23 protein-coding genes are annotated in these 18,298 nt (G+C 29.0%); all 23 read right to left on the bottom strand.

Going from position 1 to position 18,298, the window contains the following annotated elements:
* Nucleotides 1-89: 89 nt before the first annotated feature.
* The 23 genes from JJC02_01955 to fliJ are packed head-to-tail and all read right to left on the bottom strand — an operon-like array spanning nucleotide 90 to nucleotide 18,288.
* Nucleotides 90-1,472 (bottom strand): tetratricopeptide repeat protein, encoded by a 1,383-nt coding sequence (locus JJC02_01955; protein ID UDN56359.1) that lies wholly within the window; start codon nucleotides 1,470-1,472, stop codon nucleotides 90-92.
* Nucleotides 1,473-1,503: 31 nt separating this feature from the next.
* The gene (locus JJC02_01950; protein ID UDN54987.1) at nucleotides 1,504-1,878 is read right to left on the bottom strand and encodes a FliM/FliN family flagellar motor switch protein; all 375 of its coding nucleotides are present in this window, start codon (nucleotides 1,876-1,878) and stop codon (nucleotides 1,504-1,506) included.
* Between the two features lie 2 nt (nucleotides 1,879-1,880).
* Entirely contained in the window at nucleotides 1,881-2,762 is an 882-nt protein-coding gene (locus tag JJC02_01945; protein ID UDN54986.1) for a FliM/FliN family flagellar motor switch protein, read from the bottom strand.
* Between the two features lie 22 nt (nucleotides 2,763-2,784).
* Nucleotides 2,785-3,546, bottom strand: a complete 762-nt coding sequence (gene flgG, locus JJC02_01940; protein ID UDN54985.1) for a flagellar basal body rod protein FlgG — start codon at nucleotides 3,544-3,546, stop codon at nucleotides 2,785-2,787.
* Nucleotides 3,547-3,566: 20 nt separating this feature from the next.
* Nucleotides 3,567-4,340 carry a flagellar basal body rod protein FlgG gene (gene flgG, locus JJC02_01935; protein UDN54984.1) on the bottom strand — a complete coding sequence of 258 codons (774 nt, stop codon included), beginning with the start codon at nucleotides 4,338-4,340 and terminating at the stop codon, nucleotides 3,567-3,569.
* Between the two features lie 41 nt (nucleotides 4,341-4,381).
* Nucleotides 4,382-4,567: a flagellar protein gene (locus JJC02_01930; GenBank protein UDN54983.1), complete on the bottom strand. Its 186-nt coding sequence runs from the start codon at nucleotides 4,565-4,567 to the stop codon at nucleotides 4,382-4,384.
* On the bottom strand, nucleotides 4,552-4,974 hold the full coding sequence (locus tag JJC02_01925) for a flagellar protein (GenBank protein UDN56358.1): 423 nt from the start codon (nucleotides 4,972-4,974) through the stop codon (nucleotides 4,552-4,554). The genes JJC02_01930 and JJC02_01925 overlap by 16 nt, the downstream gene beginning before the upstream one ends.
* A gap of 15 nt (nucleotides 4,975-4,989) precedes the next feature.
* A complete protein-coding gene (locus JJC02_01920) occupies nucleotides 4,990-5,691 on the bottom strand; it encodes a FliA/WhiG family RNA polymerase sigma factor (GenBank protein UDN54982.1) in 702 nt (233 codons plus the stop codon).
* Nucleotides 5,692-5,704: 13 nt separating this feature from the next.
* A complete protein-coding gene (locus JJC02_01915) occupies nucleotides 5,705-6,583 on the bottom strand; it encodes a MinD/ParA family protein (protein ID UDN54981.1) in 879 nt (292 codons plus the stop codon).
* Nucleotides 6,580-7,596, bottom strand: a complete 1,017-nt coding sequence (gene flhF, locus JJC02_01910) for a flagellar biosynthesis protein FlhF (protein UDN54980.1) — start codon at nucleotides 7,594-7,596, stop codon at nucleotides 6,580-6,582. The genes JJC02_01915 and flhF overlap by 4 nt, the downstream gene beginning before the upstream one ends.
* The gene (gene flhA / locus JJC02_01905) at nucleotides 7,571-9,646 is read right to left on the bottom strand and encodes a flagellar biosynthesis protein FlhA (GenBank protein UDN54979.1); all 2,076 of its coding nucleotides are present in this window, start codon (nucleotides 9,644-9,646) and stop codon (nucleotides 7,571-7,573) included. Before flhA ends, flhF begins: the two co-directional genes overlap by 26 nt.
* An 8-nt stretch (nucleotides 9,647-9,654) precedes the next feature.
* Entirely contained in the window at nucleotides 9,655-11,469 is a 1,815-nt protein-coding gene (locus JJC02_01900; protein UDN54978.1) for a fused FliR family export protein/FlhB family type III secretion system protein, read from the bottom strand.
* A gap of 11 nt (nucleotides 11,470-11,480) precedes the next feature.
* Nucleotides 11,481-11,750, bottom strand: a complete 270-nt coding sequence (gene fliQ, locus JJC02_01895) for a flagellar biosynthesis protein FliQ (protein UDN54977.1) — start codon at nucleotides 11,748-11,750, stop codon at nucleotides 11,481-11,483.
* Between the two features lie 12 nt (nucleotides 11,751-11,762).
* On the bottom strand, nucleotides 11,763-12,428 hold the full coding sequence (gene fliP / locus JJC02_01890; protein UDN54976.1) for a flagellar type III secretion system pore protein FliP: 666 nt from the start codon (nucleotides 12,426-12,428) through the stop codon (nucleotides 11,763-11,765).
* A complete protein-coding gene (locus JJC02_01885) occupies nucleotides 12,429-12,803 on the bottom strand; it encodes a FliO/MopB family protein (protein UDN54975.1) in 375 nt (124 codons plus the stop codon).
* Between the two features lie 14 nt (nucleotides 12,804-12,817).
* On the bottom strand, nucleotides 12,818-13,261 hold the full coding sequence (locus JJC02_01880; protein UDN54974.1) for a flagellar basal body-associated FliL family protein: 444 nt from the start codon (nucleotides 13,259-13,261) through the stop codon (nucleotides 12,818-12,820).
* Nucleotides 13,262-13,272: 11 nt separating this feature from the next.
* Nucleotides 13,273-13,968: an OmpA family protein gene (locus JJC02_01875; GenBank protein ID UDN54973.1), complete on the bottom strand. Its 696-nt coding sequence runs from the start codon at nucleotides 13,966-13,968 to the stop codon at nucleotides 13,273-13,275.
* Complete coding sequence (locus JJC02_01870) at nucleotides 13,958-14,776, bottom strand: MotA/TolQ/ExbB proton channel family protein (protein UDN54972.1); 819 nt, start codon at nucleotides 14,774-14,776, stop codon at nucleotides 13,958-13,960. Before JJC02_01870 ends, JJC02_01875 begins: the two co-directional genes overlap by 11 nt.
* Complete coding sequence (locus tag JJC02_01865; GenBank protein ID UDN54971.1) at nucleotides 14,776-14,979, bottom strand: flagellar FlbD family protein; 204 nt, start codon at nucleotides 14,977-14,979, stop codon at nucleotides 14,776-14,778. Before JJC02_01865 ends, JJC02_01870 begins: the two co-directional genes overlap by 1 nt.
* A 12-nt stretch (nucleotides 14,980-14,991) precedes the next feature.
* Nucleotides 14,992-15,969 (bottom strand): flagellar hook-basal body complex protein, encoded by a 978-nt coding sequence (locus tag JJC02_01860; GenBank protein UDN54970.1) that lies wholly within the window; start codon nucleotides 15,967-15,969, stop codon nucleotides 14,992-14,994.
* A gap of 26 nt (nucleotides 15,970-15,995) precedes the next feature.
* Entirely contained in the window at nucleotides 15,996-16,589 is a 594-nt protein-coding gene (locus tag JJC02_01855; GenBank protein ID UDN54969.1) for a flagellar biosynthesis protein FlgD, read from the bottom strand.
* An 18-nt stretch (nucleotides 16,590-16,607) separates the two neighbouring features.
* On the bottom strand, nucleotides 16,608-17,813 hold the full coding sequence (locus tag JJC02_01850) for a flagellar hook-length control protein FliK (protein UDN54968.1): 1,206 nt from the start codon (nucleotides 17,811-17,813) through the stop codon (nucleotides 16,608-16,610).
* Nucleotides 17,814-17,841: 28 nt separating this feature from the next.
* Complete coding sequence (fliJ, locus tag JJC02_01845; GenBank protein ID UDN54967.1) at nucleotides 17,842-18,288, bottom strand: flagellar export protein FliJ; 447 nt, start codon at nucleotides 18,286-18,288, stop codon at nucleotides 17,842-17,844.
* Nucleotides 18,289-18,298: the final 10 nt, after the last annotated feature.

Raw genomic sequence — 18,298 nt, 5'->3', positions numbered from 1 at the left:
ACTATTTTAATTTTTTTAAAATAGTATGTCAATATATTATAAGCAAATTATTTTAAAATGAAATAATTTATTTTTCTTATTTAATTTAATTATTCTTCTTTTAAAATTTCTTTCACTTTTGAGTTATTATACATGCTATTAGGTACCTTATTAACCAACTTCTTTAATGTCAATTTAGAACTTTTTAAATCGCCATTGTTATAATACATCATACCTAAGTTATAATAAGACTCATCAAAATAAGCATCTTTTTCTGAGTAATTTTCTACATACATTTTATAATATTCTTCAGCTGTTTCATAATCTTTTAACTTTTCACTAAGAAGAGCAACTTGATAAGTTGCTTCTGATGTGTTTCCCTTATTTTTACCTATATCTGCAACTTTCTTATATAGTTTTATAGAAGATTTAGTTTTCTTTTCTGACTTTAAATTATTTGCCTTAGACATCAATTCATCCTCTGTAAATAAGTCAGAATCTTTATCATCTTCATTTTCTACAATATTTTTTTTAGATTTTACATCCTCTTTATTGAGTTTTTTATTACTCTTATTGACATCCTCATTTTCTTCTATATCATTTTCTTTATTACCTAAACTAGAATCTATTGACTCCTCATCCTTAGTTCCATTATTTTTAGATATTTTATCAGTTAAATTATTCATCTTATAAGAACTATATATATTTTGTCCTATTAATAATATTCCTAATATTATTGCTATATATAGGTACTTATTTTTTTTAATACTTTTTTTCTTATTAGAATCTGAACTTTTCTGATTTTTGCTTGAACTCTTTTCTTTAGCTACATTTTTAGTAGCATCAATTTTATGGCTATTACTACTTTTATGCAAAAACTCATTCTTATAAGTATCTACATTTGCATTACTCTTAATTTGTATGTTAGCACTATTATATATATCTAACGTACTATTTTCTTGATTTAATAAATAATTTTCTTTATCAATAGTCTTCAAGATTTCTAAACATTCATCAAATTTTATATATTCTTCTTCCTTATCATAAAGTAAAGCAAGCAACTCATAAGGTTCTATTAAATCACAGTATTGTTCAGTTATAAGTTTAAAACCTTGTATAGCTTCTTTATACATTCCTTTGTTTATTAACCTTATAAGTTGATTGTACTTTTCAAAGAAAATTAAAAACTCCTCAGATGTAAGCATGTTTATATACTTTTCACACAGAGCAGTTTTTTCACAAATTAAACTCTTATAGAAACTTTCTACAGCCTCATCAAAATTACATTTTAGTAAGTTTACAAGACCTATGAGATTTAATATATCAACATCATCTGGGTTTAAATCTCTTGCTTCTTTTAAAAATTTCAATCCACTTGATATACAATTATTATTTATATTATTAATAGATTCATTATATAGAAAACATGAGTCTTTTTTATTGAATTTTAATATATCTTTTTTTATATCATTTAAGTTTAAAATAAATACCACCTCATGCATTAAGTATTAGTTAATGTTATTTCTAAACAAGAGATTTTACCATATCTTCCTCACTTACTATACTTGTTACTTTTACACCAAAGTTCAAATCTACTACCACTACTTTTCCATAAGCCAAGACTTTATTATCTATTAGTATTTCTACGTCTTGATCTGCTAAAGTGTCCAGTTCAATAAGAGAACCTTTATGTAAATTCAAAATATCTTTTAGGCTCATTTTAGTTCTTCCTATAACTACAGATAATTCCAACTTAAGGTCAAGTATCCTCTGTATATTATTTCGGTTAGCTTCAGAGACATCTAAAGCTAATTCATCATCTCCATCAATTTCACTTCCGACTTTATCATTTAACAACATCTTTGCTTCTTCATCTGAAATAAGATTACTATTGTCCATAACTACACCTCTTTTCCAACAGCATCATTTATTTTTACACCTTTTTTACTTGATATAAATCCTGGTGTTGCTGTGTATGATTTTGAATTTTCTATAAATACATCTATATAATCATTTATTTTTTTATTTGTTACTATTACATCTCCAACCTCTAGTTTAAGTAAATCTTCAACATTAATTGATACTTTACCTACCTCTGCAATAACTGGTAATTCTATATTAGATATACTATTGTAAATTTTTTGGGTAAATTCTTCTGAATTATCCCCTGCATCATTATCTAAAAATTCTACTACAGAGATACCTTCTAAGAGAGCCTCTAAACCATTGTACGGGAAACAAAGAGAAACAGTACCAATATACTTATTATCATTTAAGACTTTTAAATCTACAACGCATACAGGTGCAGTTGGAGAACACAATTGTGGTAAATTAATATGTGTATGTGTATCCAATACTTGTATATTTTCAAAGCCTTCAAATAAATGCATATTTCTTACTAAATCCTCCATAAGATGTAAAAGCACTTTCTTATCAAGTTCTGTAAAATCTCTATCACTATCTTTTACGACTCCATTCCCTCCAGCAGTTATATCAATCCACATATCAGCTACACTTCTATCTATTCTAAAAGAAAAGTTTTTCATAATAGGTTCCATTGCATTTTGTACTACTACACATGAAGCTGTCACTCTATCTAAAAAAGTTTGATAATTTACTTGGTCTATACTATCAACAACCATGTTAGAATTACACTTAAGTTCATAAACTATATAATTTTTATATTTTTTACAGAATTCAGCTAATAAAAAATTTAAACTAGTTAAATTTTCTCTTGAATAACTCTGAGGTTTGCCGAAATCATACTCTTTCATATCATACATGAATATTCCTCACCTTACATAATTATTTAGCTCTTAAATTATTAGCTATTTGCCACATTTCATCTGCTGTCCTTATTCCTTTTGAATTCATTTGAAATGCTCTTTGAGTGACTATTAAATCGACAAATTCTTCTTGTAAAGAAACATTTGACCTCTCCCTATATCCTTGAACTATATCTACTTTCTCAACTTGTTTAATCTGTGCTGCATCAGTTGCAACGAACAGACTATCTCCTTCAGATATAAAATTTTGAGTTCCTATAGGTTGATATAAATTTATTTTGCCTATTTTCTTATTATCTACGAATAAATCTCCATTTCTTGAAACTGTTAAGTTTGTACTATCTATATTCGTATTATTATAGTTATATCCTGCATCAAATTGAACATCTAATGTATTTCCATTGTCATCTACAATCTTACCTAAAGCATCTACATTAAATCCACCATTTCTTGTATATGCATATGTACCATCTTTTCTTATCACTCTAAAGAATCCTTCTCCATCTATCGCCAAATCACTCTTACTACCTGTAGGAACTAATGCACCTTGTTCATAAATTCTCATGGGAGCTGATGCCTTAGCTCCTGTTCCAGTCGATATATCTTTACCATTTGTAGGATATGATGGTCTGTTTAGTACTTCATCCACTAAATCAGAATATCCCATATTTATTTTTTTATATCCTGTTGAATCAGTATTTGCTATATTGTTAGATATTATATCAAGTTTACTTTGATTTGCTGATAAAGCTGTTTTACTAGTATAAAACATTGTGTACATAAAAATTCACCTCCTATTACCTATCTTACTGAACCAATCTCACTTGCTATTTTTGCTAATTTAGAATCCATAGCTTGAATTATTTTTTGATTTGCCTCATACTCTCTTGATATTGTCATCATATTATTAATTTCAGACACCATATCTACATTAGAAGACTCTATTGAACTTTGTATTGTAAGTGCATCATTTACTTTTATAGCTCCTCCTCCAGAATACAAGTTATCTCCCTCTTTTTTTAATTTATTATAGTCATTAAAATCTACAATATTAAATTTGTACATAGCATTTCCGTCCAGTGATATTGTATTATCTTTTGCTACTTCAAACTTTTGATTTCCTACATTTATATGACCTACAGCACCAGTTGCAGTATTCGTCCCAAGTACATAATACCCTTCACTTGTTATAAGGTCACCTTGATTATCTGTTCTGAAATTTCCATTTCTAGTATAAAATTGATTTCCAGCTACATCACTAACTAGAAAAAATCCCTTACCTTGAATAGCTACATCCATTTTATTATCAGTAGTTTTTATAGGACCTTGATTAAAATTTGTGATAGTTTCATCCATAGAAACACCTGGACTTATATCGCCTATAGCTTGCTTTTGTTTAGTTCCATTTGCATAATTATTATAACCTTCTAGTTTTAATTCATCAAAACTTTTAGTTAAAAGTTGTTTACTTTTATATCCATTTGTATCCATATTAGCTAGGTTATTGACAACAACATTTTGCTTTTGTTGATTAGTTATCATAGCAGAAACTGCTGTATATAATCCTCTTATCACGTTATGACCTCCTTCTTTTGTAAGTACTTATACAGTATTATCTATTCTAAAACTTTCATCTCACTTTCATATTTCATACCTAATGTTCTGGCTTTTTTTTCTATCTCTGCCTTACTCATATCATTATTACTAAAAAGCATTATACATAAAGTTGATATTAATATACCAATCCCTATTCCCAATAATACTTTTTTATCAAATAATAATATTCTTATATTTTGTAACAACTCCTTATTAATAACAGCTCCCCCTTTCCAATATCCAGCACCTTACATATTTCTACATCATCATAGCCGGAATTTATAAGATGTTTCACTTTAAGAGATAGCTCATTTTCTTGTTTTACTTCCTTTTTTGATTCTATAAATATGCTTTCCTTTATTTCTTCATTAGTCTTTATTAAGTTATAATTTTCATAAACTTTTATATTATTATTACTTCTTATTTCAGCAAGTACTTTATCTAAAAAGAATCTTCTTTTTTCTGCAACTATTAATCTATCATCTGATTCATATTCTTGCTCAAATATTTTGTCAAAGTATTTATTATCCTTATTTTTTGGTTCCTTATGTAAATTTATAACTATAGTTACTATTATTAAAATAGACACTACTATTAATATAATTTGTATCATCTCATCAATCACCATCTATATAGAATATTTAAGTTCTTTTATTTTATTTCTTAGGTTTCTTATCGATTTTCTGTGGAGTTGTGAAACTCTTGATTCTGAAACACCTAGCACTTTCCCTATCTCCTTTAGATTTAAATCTTCATAATAGTACAGTGAAAGTATTAATTTTTCCCTTTCCTTTAAATTACTAATTGCTTTAGATAGAATCTCTAACTTTTCTTCTTCTTCTATTACATTTTCTGGAATCTCTTCTTCTCTATCACTTATTACATCTTGTACAGTTTCATTTGTATCTTCAAAGACTACATAGTTTAATGACACAATGTTTAGCATGTCTATATTACTTTCGATATCATGAAGTTCTTTTTCTGAAACATTTAATTCGTTTACAATTTCATGTGAAGTTGGCTCTCTTAATAATTCAGATTGCAACTTTTCTACCACTCTATTATACTTATTTACTTTAGTTAAATTATGTTTAGAAATCGGACTTTGATTTCTGATTTCATCTAATATGGCAGATTTTATCTTTATATAAGAATAACTAGAAAATTTTGCTCCCTTTTCAGCATCAAATTTATTTATTGCATCAATCAATCCAATGACTCCACTATTTACTAAATCTTGATATTCAAAACCTTTCCCTGGTATAAAAAATTTTTTTGCTATACTCTTTACAAGAGGCATATTCTCTTTTATTAATTCTTCTCTATTCATTAACTACGCCTCCTTAGCTTTTAAATATACTAAACATCTTTCTTAGTAAACCTTTATTATCAACAATATCTTCTCTTGACTGACCTACTATTCTCTTTGCTATAGTTATAATACATTTTGATGCAATGCTTGTAGGATATTCTAAAATGAATGGTATCTGTTTTTTTACACATACGCCTACTTTTTTATCATCTATTATATATCCATACAATTCTAAATTAAGATTTAGAAATTTATCCACAACTGTATTTATTTTATTATATGTGGATTTTGCTTCTTCTAAATTAATTACCCTATTGATTATTATGTTTGCACTTCTCTTTATACCAAAATTACTTATAGCTTTCAATAAACTATATGCGTCAGTCAATGCCGTCGGTTCTGGAGTTGTTATTAAGAAAAATTCAGTACTACAATATATAAATGACAATAGGCTTTTACTCATACCAGCTCCTGTATCAATTATTATAAAATCCACATCATGAATCTGTTCTATGATATGTATAAACTTATTTCTTTGGACTTCTGTAAAGTCTTCTATATGATTAAGGGCAGAACCTCCAGATATTATATTTACACCATACTTAGTCTGTGAAATTATATCTTCTATGTTTTTCTCACCATTAATTACATCAATTATAGTCCCCTTTACATTCACCCCCATTATTATATCTATATTAGACATACCTATATCTGCATCTAGTATAAGAACTTTTTTATTAAGTTTGGTCAAACATATAGACAAATTTGTAGCGAGATTACTCTTTCCAACTCCACCTTTACCAGAAGCTATTGTAATTATCTTAGGTGTATTGTCATTCTCTACTATAAATTCATTAAGTCCTCTTTTTTCTATTGCCATTTTTCTCAAAATTTGAGCTTGGTCTATCATATACTTTCAACTCCTAATAATAATCTTATAATCTTATCTTCATTAGGTTTTATAATATCATCAGGAACATTTTGTCCTGTTGTAATATATGATATTGGTTTTTGTGCATAATTCATTATATTAAATATTGAGCCATATGTGTTTGTTTCATCTAGCTTTGTAATTATTAAGCTTTTAAAATTCACATTTCTATATGAATCTATAATTGCTTTTGTATCACTTTCTCTTGTTGTACAATTCAAAACTAAATATATATTATCAATTTCAGCTTTATCTATGAGATTTTTGATTTCTAGTATTTGCATAGAGTTTTTATACCCTCTACCTGTTGTATCTATTAATACAATATCACAATCTTTCATCTCATCAAGTGCCAACTCCATCTCATCAGGGCTTATTACTCCTTTAAAAGGAATATTCATTATGTCCGTATATATCTTTAACTGTTCTACAGCACCAATTCTATATGTATCTATAGTAATTACTCCTACTTTTTTATTTTCCCCAAAAACTAATTTTGCAGCTAGCTTTGCTATTGTAGTTGTTTTACCCACGCCTGGTGGACCAACTAGAGCAATTTTCCCATTTATCTCTTGATTTTCTATTTTAACTCTTTTTTTTAGACTTTCTACTAAATTCTTACTTGTATCAATCCCATTTAACTTCATTTCTTGCAAATCAATTCTTATAGATTCCACAATCTCTTCATTTAATTCTAGGCTTAGTAGATTCTTACATATTTTATCTATATCATCATCTCTCTTATCATCAAACCCCATATTACTTATAATTGACTTTAATTGTTCTATCTCTCGTTTTAAATCTTTTTGTTCTACGTTTTCTCTCTTTTCCCATCCAATTGTTAGTTCAATATCTTTCTTGGCAAAAATACCTTGTATTCCAGATTTTCTTACTTCTTTTTTATCTATTAATGTAATATTATCGCCCAATTCCATTTTGGCTAGATTCATAGCATCCTGAATTGTGTTAGCTGTATACTTTTTCGTCATCATATATGCTCACCACACCTTCTGCTTTGATTTTAATATCGTTAGGTATTTCATTTAATGATAGTACAGTCAAATTAGGATATACAATTTCAACTAATTTTCTAAAAGGAGCTCTTATCTTTGGTGATACTACTATTACTGGTATATTATGATTGAAATATACATTGTTCATTACTTCTTGTATACTCTCAAATATTTTATTTGTGTTTTCTGGGTCAACTGCTGGATAAGTTCCATTTACAGACCTTTGTAAATTATTAGATACCAGTTCCTCAGTTTCTGGAGATAATGTAGCCACTACAATTGCCTTATCTTCATCTACTAAATTAGTGCAAATACTTCTAGCCAGAGCTATTCTTACATATTCAGTAAGTAACTCTATATCTTTTGTATTTCGAGACTGGTCTGCAAGTGTTTCAAGGATTGTAACCCTATCCTTTATATTCACTTTTTCTCTTAACAGATTTTTAAGCACTTTTTGAATTTCACCAAGTGTCATTAAATCTGGTATCAATTCATCTACTACAGCACTATAATTTTCTCTGGCTGCATCTATAATAGTCTTAACTTCTTGTCTTCCCAGCAATTCATGTGCATTGGATTTTATTATATCTAGTAAGTGGGTTATAAGTATTGTGGATGAATCTACAACTGTATAACCTTTTAACTCTGCATCTTCTACCTTGTTACTTTCTATCCAGAGTGCCTCTATTCCAAAAGTAGGCTCAATTGTCTTTATTCCAAATATATTAAAACCTTGATTCATAGGGTCCATACATAAAACCATATTAGGCATTATCTCATACCCACCAACTACATTTCCTTTTATTTTTATATTGTATTGGTTTGGATTTAGTTGTAAATTATCTCTTATTCTTATAGGTTGTACAACTATACCCATGTCTATTGCACATTGTCTTCTTATTGATGCTATTCTCTGAAGTAAATCTCCTCCTGCTGATTCATCTGCTAAAGATATTAAACCATATCCAATTTCTACTTCTATTGATTCTACATTTATTAAGTTTGTCACATCTTCCACTTCATTTTTATCTGGATTTACCATATCAGGTTTTTCAAAATCCAAATCTTCTAAAGTATCTTTCTTTTCTCTTCCTAAAAAGTAACCTGCTGCTATAGCACCTATACCCAGTGAAAAAAATGCTGGTTTAGGTAATCCAGGCATCATACCAAGTACAATTAAAACACATCCAGTCATCATTATTGCCTTTGGTATTGCTGTTAATTGTCTACCTACTAATCCACCAAAGTTTTCATCTGTAGAAGCTCTTGTTACGATTATACCTGCTGATGTGGATATTAATAGAGCTGGTATCTGACTTACAAGACCATCTCCTATGGTAAGTCTTACATATGTCTGTGCTGCATCCATAAGAGTCATATTTAGCATTACAGCTCCTATTACAATTCCACCTATTATGTTTATTGCTGTTACTATAAGACCTGCTATGGCATCTCCCTTTACAAACTTATTTGCTCCGTCCATAGAACCATAAAAGTCTGCTTCTTGTTGGAGTTCTTTTCTTCTTTTTCTAGCAGTTTTGTCATCTATAACTCCTGCATTTAAATCTGCATCTATACTCATCTGCTTACCTGGCATTGCATCTAACGTAAATCTAGCTGTTACTTCAGATACTCTTCCAGAACCATTGGTTATAACAACAAACTGAACAATTAATATAATTAGGAATATAATTATTCCTACTACGTAATTTCCTCCTACAACAAAACTTCCAAATGCTTCTATAACTTCACCTGCATAACCCTGAGTTAAAATCAATCTAGTTGACGAAAGATTTAATCCCAATCTAAATAGTGTCGTTACAAGTAACACTGTTGGAAATATAGATAAATCAAGTACATTTGTTGTAAACAATGTCATTAATAAAATTAGCACAGATAAACTTATGTTAATTGCCAGTAAAATATCTAATACAAATGTAGGTAATGGCACTATCATCATAAGAACAATTCCTACAACACCAAAAGCCACTATTACGTCCATATTTTCCTTTAGATTAAACTTATTCATTACTTATCCTACCTTTTTGAGACTTTGTATCTATTTTTGATTTTATATACTGCTACTAATATCTCTGCAAAAGCTTGATACATGTCTTCTGGAATTTCTTGGTCTATTTCTACTTGTTTATATAATAACCTAGCAATAGGTTTATTTTCTATTATAGGGATGTCATTTCCCTTTGCAATTTCCCTTATCTTAAAAGCTAAATAATCTGCACCTTTTGCCACTACTACTGGAGCTTGGTCCTTCCCTTTTTCATATCTTACTGCTATAGATAAGTGGGTTGGATTGGTTACTATTACAGTAGCACTTGGCACTGCTTGCATAGTCCTTTGAGATGAAATTTGTCTTTGTTTTTGTTTTATCTTAGCTTTTATTTCTGGGTCTCCTTCTGAGTTTTTATATTCATCTTTAACTTCTTGTTTTGTCATTCTCAGTTGCTTTTTATGACTATATCTTTGATAAAAATAATCTGCAACTGCTATAACTATCATAGCTACACAAATCTTACTCAATATGGAATATACTAAGTCTTTGACTGTGTACATTAAACTTGGCAGATATATATTACCTAGTTTTAATATGTCCAAATAATTATCTTGAAAGAATCTATATCCTATATAAGCTAAAATAGATATAATCGCTGTATCCTTTATTAAAGTTGATAAACTTCTCATAGAAAACATGTTTTTGAATCCGCTAACTGGATTTAATTTTGATATATTTGGCTTCAAAGTTTCGCCAGTAAACAATATTCCCACTTGAAATAGGTTAGCTGCTATACCTAAAACTAAGAATGGAATAGCTATTGGCAAAAATATCTTAAAAAAATCCATTAATCCTACTATAACTAAGTTTTCTAGATTTGAATAATTTATGTTCATATAAAAATCCAGACTCAAAAAATAATTAAGTGAAGATTTAAGTGTATCTACTACATATGAAAATAATGTAGGTACTAATAAGGTGAATGCAAGTAGAGTCATTGCAACGGGTAATTCTCTACTCTTTGCTATATTACCTTTCTTTCTTTGTTCTCCTTTTTTCTTTGGAGTAGCTTCTTCTGTTTTATCTGTTGAGCCCATAAAAAACATAGGAGCTAGTGCAAAAGTTCCTTCATACATCTTTGGTATTTGACTTAATAAATGGCTTATTTGGTTGACAATTAAAGGTATTGATATGATAAATAGTGCAATACCAACCAATATTTTTAATGGCATACCAACTATCATTACATTTAGTTGAGGCACACTTCTCGATATAAGCCCTAAGATAAAATCTGCCATAAGTAGACAAAGTACAATAGGTATTGCTATTTTAAATCCAGTTAAAAAGCACTGTACAAATATGTTTATTATATAATCTATATTATTATCTACAAATGATTTTCCTATTGGAATTAACTCAAAACTATACCTTATACCTCGAATTAAAACATGATGACCATCCATGCTAAAAAATATCATAAGTGCTGTCCAGTTCATAAGATTATCAATTAAAGTCGTTTGAGTTAGTGAGTTTGGGTCAAACATATTAATCATTGATAATCCCATCTGTTGGTCCATCATAGAACCTGCCATTCTGATACTATAAAAACATAGATTGGTTATATATCCAAGTATAATCCCTGTTATAGTCTCGTTTATACCATATAACGTAAACAATATAATGTTGTCTATATTTGTTGCATATTCAATTTGCATAGTACTTGAAATCAATATTGATATAATGATTGCAAAGAGTGACTTAAATAAAGCAGGTGTTCCAGCTGGAAATAGTATTCTTAGTGTTCCAAAGAATGCTACTATTCTAATAAATACAAAAATCATATATATCCTACTTATTTAGTTATAAGAGATATCATATTGAATATCTCAGAAGTAAAGCCAGTAAGAGTATGTAACATCCAGCTTCCACCGATAGCTACTACTAAGAGAATTGCTATTAGCTTTGGTACAAATGTCAATGTTTGCTCTTGAATTTGAGTTGTAGCTTGAAACACGCTTATTAAAAGCCCAACTACAAGAGAAACAATGAGTACTGGAGCTGCAATCATAGCCCCTGTAAACATACCATTTTTAAGAACACTCATTATCATAAATTCACTCATGCTATTTTTCTCCTATCTAAACCCCAATATCAATGTTTTTACTATCAAGTTCCATCCATCTACCATTACAAATAATAATAACTTAAATGGTAATGATATCATGACTGGAGGCAACATAAACATACCCATAGACATCAAAACACTTGCCACAACAAGGTCTATTATCAAAAATGGTATATATATTAAAAATCCTATTTGAAAAGCAGTTTTTAGTTCACTTATAGCAAATGCTGGAACTACAACAGATAATGGTATATTTTCACGAGTTAGTTTCTTTTCTTTTAAACCAGCTTGCTCTACAAATAAATCTAAGTCTGTCTGTCTAGTTTGCTTTAATAAAAACTCTTTAATAGGTCCTTCTGCTTCCTTCATAGCTTCTTCCATAGTGACTTCTTCTTTCATATATGGTTGTAATGCCTTTTCGTTTATCTCATTTAATACTGGTCTCATTATAAATATTGTCAATACTATTGCAAGCCCTACCAAAATTTGACTTGGAATTGCTTGCTGTGCTCCTAATGCTGATTTTAAAAACGATAAACTTATAACTATTCTGACAAAGCTTGTCATCATGAACATTACAAATGGTAAAAACATTAATGCAGTTAGAAATAAAAACAATTGCATTGAACTTGTATATGGTACATCAGCCAAAGGTAATTCTGATAATAGTTCCATTTACTTATCTTCCTTTTTTGTAAATTTTCCAATATATCTACTGAAATCATATTTCATTTTGATTCTTTCCATTTTAAAATCTTGAATTTTAAAATTTCTTTCTTTAATGTCGTCTTCTATTTTTGATATTTCTTCTTTGGTTAAGTCTTTTATTTTATTCATACTAGAGGAAGAAGATGCCATAATGCATCCTTCTTCACCCATTTTTAAAATTATTATGCTATTGTTTTTACTTATACTTACAATATCTAATATTTTTACATACTTATCATTGTATTTTTTTAATAAAGTTCCTTGGCTAATTTTTAAAGATAAGACTATCAATATTAAAATTATTGGGATACATATTAATATCTTTAATAAATAAAGTACCATGTCTTACCATCCTTTTATTGCACTACTATATTTGTGAAATATATACTTTGAATTACATTTTCACCTAGGCGTGTATTTAATATATTTTTTATTTCTTCTTTTATGTTATTTAAATTTTCAGCAGTAAAATCATCTGCTCTTTTTGCCATAAAGCAATTTATGATATTATCCCTAATTAAAGGTGTATTTTTTTCTATATCTTTATATGAAGAATCATAAGATACAGTTATTGATACTTTTAGATATCTTACACCTTCATCAGCTAGTTTAAGTATCATTTCTTCTAAGTCAAGATTTTCTGTCTTTACTTCATCTTTAACTTTTCCTGTTGGAATAAACAAACTCATAATCTTGTTAACTTGTTTATTTCCACCTTCACCTAATATAAAAAACCCTGCTCCTGCTGAGAGAATAATCAGTATCAAAATAATTATAATAATTTTTTTATTTTTGAACAAACCTCTTCCTCCTAGTCAATAGTTATAAGTATATTAACTCTTCTATTCTCAGCTCTTCCCTTTGCTGTTTCATTTGATACCAAAGGTTGATACTCTCCACATCCTGTTGCCGAAAATAGCTTAGGGTCCATGCCCTTTTCTTCTACAAAGTATCTTACAACACTTACTGCTCTACTAGAAGATAAATCCCAATTGGATTCATGTGTACTTGATTTTACAGGTACATTATCAGTATGGCCTTCTATAACTATCTTATTTTTCATCATTTTTATCATGTCATATACTTTATTGAGAGTAGCTTTACTATTGACTTTTAACTCAGAAATCCCAGAGTCAAATAAAATTGAATCATCTAGCTCTAGTAAAACCCCTCTACTATCATCTTTAACTGTTACACTATTTTGTAAGTTAGAATTATTAACCTTATCTTTTAAATCCTGTTCTAAATTTGACTTATCATTTTTATCTACCAAAACACTATCTATTGGAGATTTTTCACTTGTACTTGAACCTGTACTAAACATACTCATCCCAGAAAATTGACCTTTTAACGCATCTGCTATATTTTTGAATTTTTCCATATCTACAACTGATGTTGCATACAATAATACGAAAAATGTAAGAATTAGTGTTATTGTATCTGAATAAGTAGCTAACCATGCATCTGGATTTATCTCATCCTTTTTCTTATTTTTTTTACGCGCCATTGCTCATTGCTCTTTCTGTATTTTTATTGGATGTCATAATTTCTAGTCTCTCGTTGCTTGAAAGGTATGTTGCTAAACGCTCCTCAACTACTATACTGCTTTCTCCAGATTGTATGCTTATTATGCCTTCTAGCATCATTTCCTTTACGTAAATTTCTTTTTCGCTCTTTGCATCTATATTATATGCAATTGGGTTTAAAGCGATATTGGCAAGTAAAGAACCATAAAATGTCGTAATTAATGCCTTTCCCATACCAGATGCTATTAAATCTGGAGATGTAAGGTCAGCTAGCATTTGTATAAGACCTATTAGCGTACCCAACATCCCAAATGCAGGTGCAAAAGTACCCCAAGTTTTAAATAGTTTAGAGTATCTGTTATTTGTATCTTCAACAGAGTCTATTTCTAGTTCTAAGATGGACCTTATCTCATTGATTTCCAGACCATCAATACATAACTCTAATCCTTTCTTCATAAATGGGTCTTCTATTTCCATTACATCGTTTTCTATTGATAAAAGACCTTCTTTTCTAGCTTTTTTAGAAAGTGTTTTAAATTGTTCCAATAAATCTAATTTTGATATACTCATTGTTTTAAATGAGTACTGTAATGCATTTTTCATAAGTTTTATATCATCTATAGTAAATGTAATCATTAGCGCTCCAAATGACCCAAGCACTGTAATTAATATTGATGAAAAATCATAAAAATTCTTTAAACCTGAACTACTTCCTTTTGCGGCACCAACTAGAACTAATACTGTAGATAATATTAGTCCAATAAATGTCAGTGAATCTGTTTTTTTCATTATTTTTCGCTCCTAATATAACCTACATTTATTTTTCTTTTATATTTTATTACTTTATCTACTATCTCATCTACTGACTCTTTTACAAGATTTTTTTCTCCTGTTGTAAGGAGGATTCTACTTTCTGGCACAGAGTCAATTCTCACAATAAGATCTGAATTTAATATGTAGCTTCTTCCGTTTAAATCTGTTACTCTTATCATAATATGTACCTACTATCTCTTAAGATTTATTATTTCTTGAAGTATCTCATCTGACGTCGATATTACTTTACTGTTTGCTTGGAAAGACCTACTTGCTATTATCATTTCTGTAAATTCTTCTGCTATATCTACATTTGAAGCTTCTATAGCTCCTTGTACTATTGTTCCTGTAGCTCCTGCTATTTGTGGGTCTCCTGAGTTTGCTGACGGTTTGAATAAGTTTCCTCCAGCTGCATCTAACCCTGCTGGATTTTGGAATGCATATATTTGTACTTTTTGAATAGTTCCTTTTGATGTATCTGTTCCAGGTTTATCTCCTACTTTAGCATCATCAGGAACTTCATATATAAACTGAGTTCTCTGACCATTACTTAATAAAAACTCTACAGTACCATCTTTCGAGATAGTGTATTCTAAGACGTTTTGAACAGTACCATCTGGAGCTATATTTTGAAGTGGTATTACAATAGGTTCTTTTCCTTTTGCATCACCAACCGGAGTAAAGTTACCTGTAGCATCATCATACTTACCATCATAAATCTCACCTTGTAACATATACCCCTCACCATTTGTAAGTCTTCCACCCTTAATATCCTTCAAAGCACCATCTTTTGCTGTAAATCCTGTATCTAAGTTAAAAGACCCATCTCTTGTATACATAACTGTACCTTGCCTTACCACTGGAAAATACCCATCTCCATCTATCATTAAATCTGATCGTCTATTAGTTGCTTGTACATTTCCTTGTGTCATGTCTTTATTTATGCTTGATATCTTACTACCTACACCTACTTGTCCTAAGTTTGTTCCCCCTAATGCAGCTGTTGGGGCACTTGCATATAGCATAGTTTGATAAAATGAATCTGATATTCTAGCAGAACTTTTCTTAAAAGAAGTAGTCCCTGCATTTGCTACATTGTTACCTATTACATCTAGCTTTGTTTGATTTGCTTTCATGCCACTTACACCTGAATACATTGCTTTTATCATAAATATACCTCTTTTCTAGTTTAATATTATGCTTCTTCTGGAGAACTTTCTTCTTCATCTGAAGTTGTGTTTACTTCTCCTATTTTAAGTAATTTTTCATATTTAACATCTACAGTTTCATCATTTCCATCTACCTTTAATTCTAAGTGTACCTCTCCATCTTTTATGTATGTAGACTTTACTACACCTACAATGTTTTCATCTTCTTCCTCTTCTCCAGATACTTCTACTTCTTTGCCAATTAGTGATGTTGCCATACTCAAAGTGGAGTTTATTAGAGTGGAGTTACTTAAGGCTAAAAGTACATCTAGCTTATCATTTATAGCTGACATCTTTTCTAAAGTTGCAAACTGTGCTAATTGTGATACATACTCTGTTGGGTCTTGTGGATTCATTGGGTCTTGATTACCCATCTGTGCTACAAGTATCTTCATAAACAAGTCTTTATCAGCATCATCACCTTGTCCAATAATTGGAGTCCCATTATCTGTTACTGTCTGATTCCCTTTACTTCTAACTTGTTTATTAGCAATATCATTAATATTTCTTTCAAGTTGACTTAAGTTATTTGACCTATAGTTTCCTTGAGTACCTGCGAATGCTGTTGCTACTCCGTACATACAATATTTCCTCCTTACTTAAGCTAATAAATCTACTCTATCATCATCAATAATATTTTCTTTAATCTCATCTTCTATAACGATATTGTTATGCTTATTATTTGTACCTTGCTTATTCATATTTTCTTGCTTATTTTGTCTATTCTGTTGTTCAAATGCTTTATCAAAAGTATCAGATGTACTTCTATTATCACTATGCATTTGCACTGATACATCCTTTATATTTACATTTGTAAGTTCAAGGTGTTGCTTTAAATCTGTTATATTCTTATTTATAGAGTCAAATACATCTTTGTTGAAAACAGTCACAACAGCTCTCATACTTTCACCATCTTTTAGCAATTGTATGTTCATATCTCCTAATTCTTTTGGTCTTAATTTAATTGTCAATTCTTGTATATCATTTGTTTTCATATGTTTAATGGCTCTTATAGAATCGTCCATTACATTTGATTCTATCTGTTTTAAATTGACATTATCATTTTTAATTTTATTAATATCAACACTTTTATTTATTGCTTGACCAAAATTCCCGCTCTTATTTCCATTGACTCCTGCTAGTTTTTCCAAAATATTAGAACTATCATCTCTTTGCTTATTTGAGTTAAGATTGTCCATTCTATTGCTATCAAAATTATACAAATCTATACTTTTAGTATCATTTTCTGTAGTTTTACTAATTACTTCAAAATTTTCGTTAGCATTATTATCTAAAAGTTCTCTCAACTTCATTATGTCTAAATTTTGCATGTCATCAGAATTATTCATATTAGCCTTATTTAGCTCTGAATTTTGATTTGCAATCTTATTCAATATATTCTTATAAAGTTTAAGTTCTTGTTTTAATTCATCTGATATGTTTAGTTTTTCTATATTATCCAATATAGAGTTTATATCTTTATCTTTTTTATCATTATTTTTTAAAAGATTCAATAATTGTTGTAAAATATCATTATTCTTACTGCAATCTTTTTCATATGTACTTTCATCCTCTAAGTGATTACTTTTATCTTCATCTAAATGACATTCATTATCACTATTTTCCGGTTTATTTGAACTGACATTTTGCTTGCTTGTTTCTCTTCTATCTTTAACGTTTTTATTGTCTGTTGCCTTATATAGATTATCTTCAAATTTATTATTTTTTATATTTTTATTCTTAGATGAACTTTTTTTATCCCCAATATCTTTAATAATATTATAAGAATCTGCTTGTATCTTCATACAATAATATCCTCACTTCCTACCATTCTTATAGAACTTGTCTATTTCTCAAATAACTCATACTTGCAAACTCATCATTAGTGTTTTGTTCTTTTAAATTTGCTTCTTTATAGTACTGTCCATACTTTTTTTCTTTTAATTTTTCTAATGATTTTCTTTCTATCTGTTTGTCTATAAGCTGCTTTCTAGCTTTTTCAAGTTCATTTGTTGACTTATCCAACTCCTCTGATAAATCCATTATAGAGTTATTTAAAGCTAACAAATAGTTAATAGTTATTTTTTGATTTTGAATACTATCGTTATTTTTACTTATAGAATATTTGCTATAATTACTTTCTAAGTTTTCTAAATTAGTCTCTATATCTATTTTTTTTTGTTGAATCTTAGCAAATTCCATTTTTATCTCTTCTTCGTCTTTCATTTTTAAGTCTAAAACTTTCTGTAATCTAAACTTAAAATTTTTATCCAATTCCATCACAACCTAT

The organism is Clostridioides sp. ES-S-0054-01 (assembly GCA_021561035.1).
GTDB lineage: Bacteria > Bacillota > Clostridia > Peptostreptococcales > Peptostreptococcaceae > Clostridioides.
This window is presented reverse-complemented; position numbering and strand designations above follow the sequence as displayed.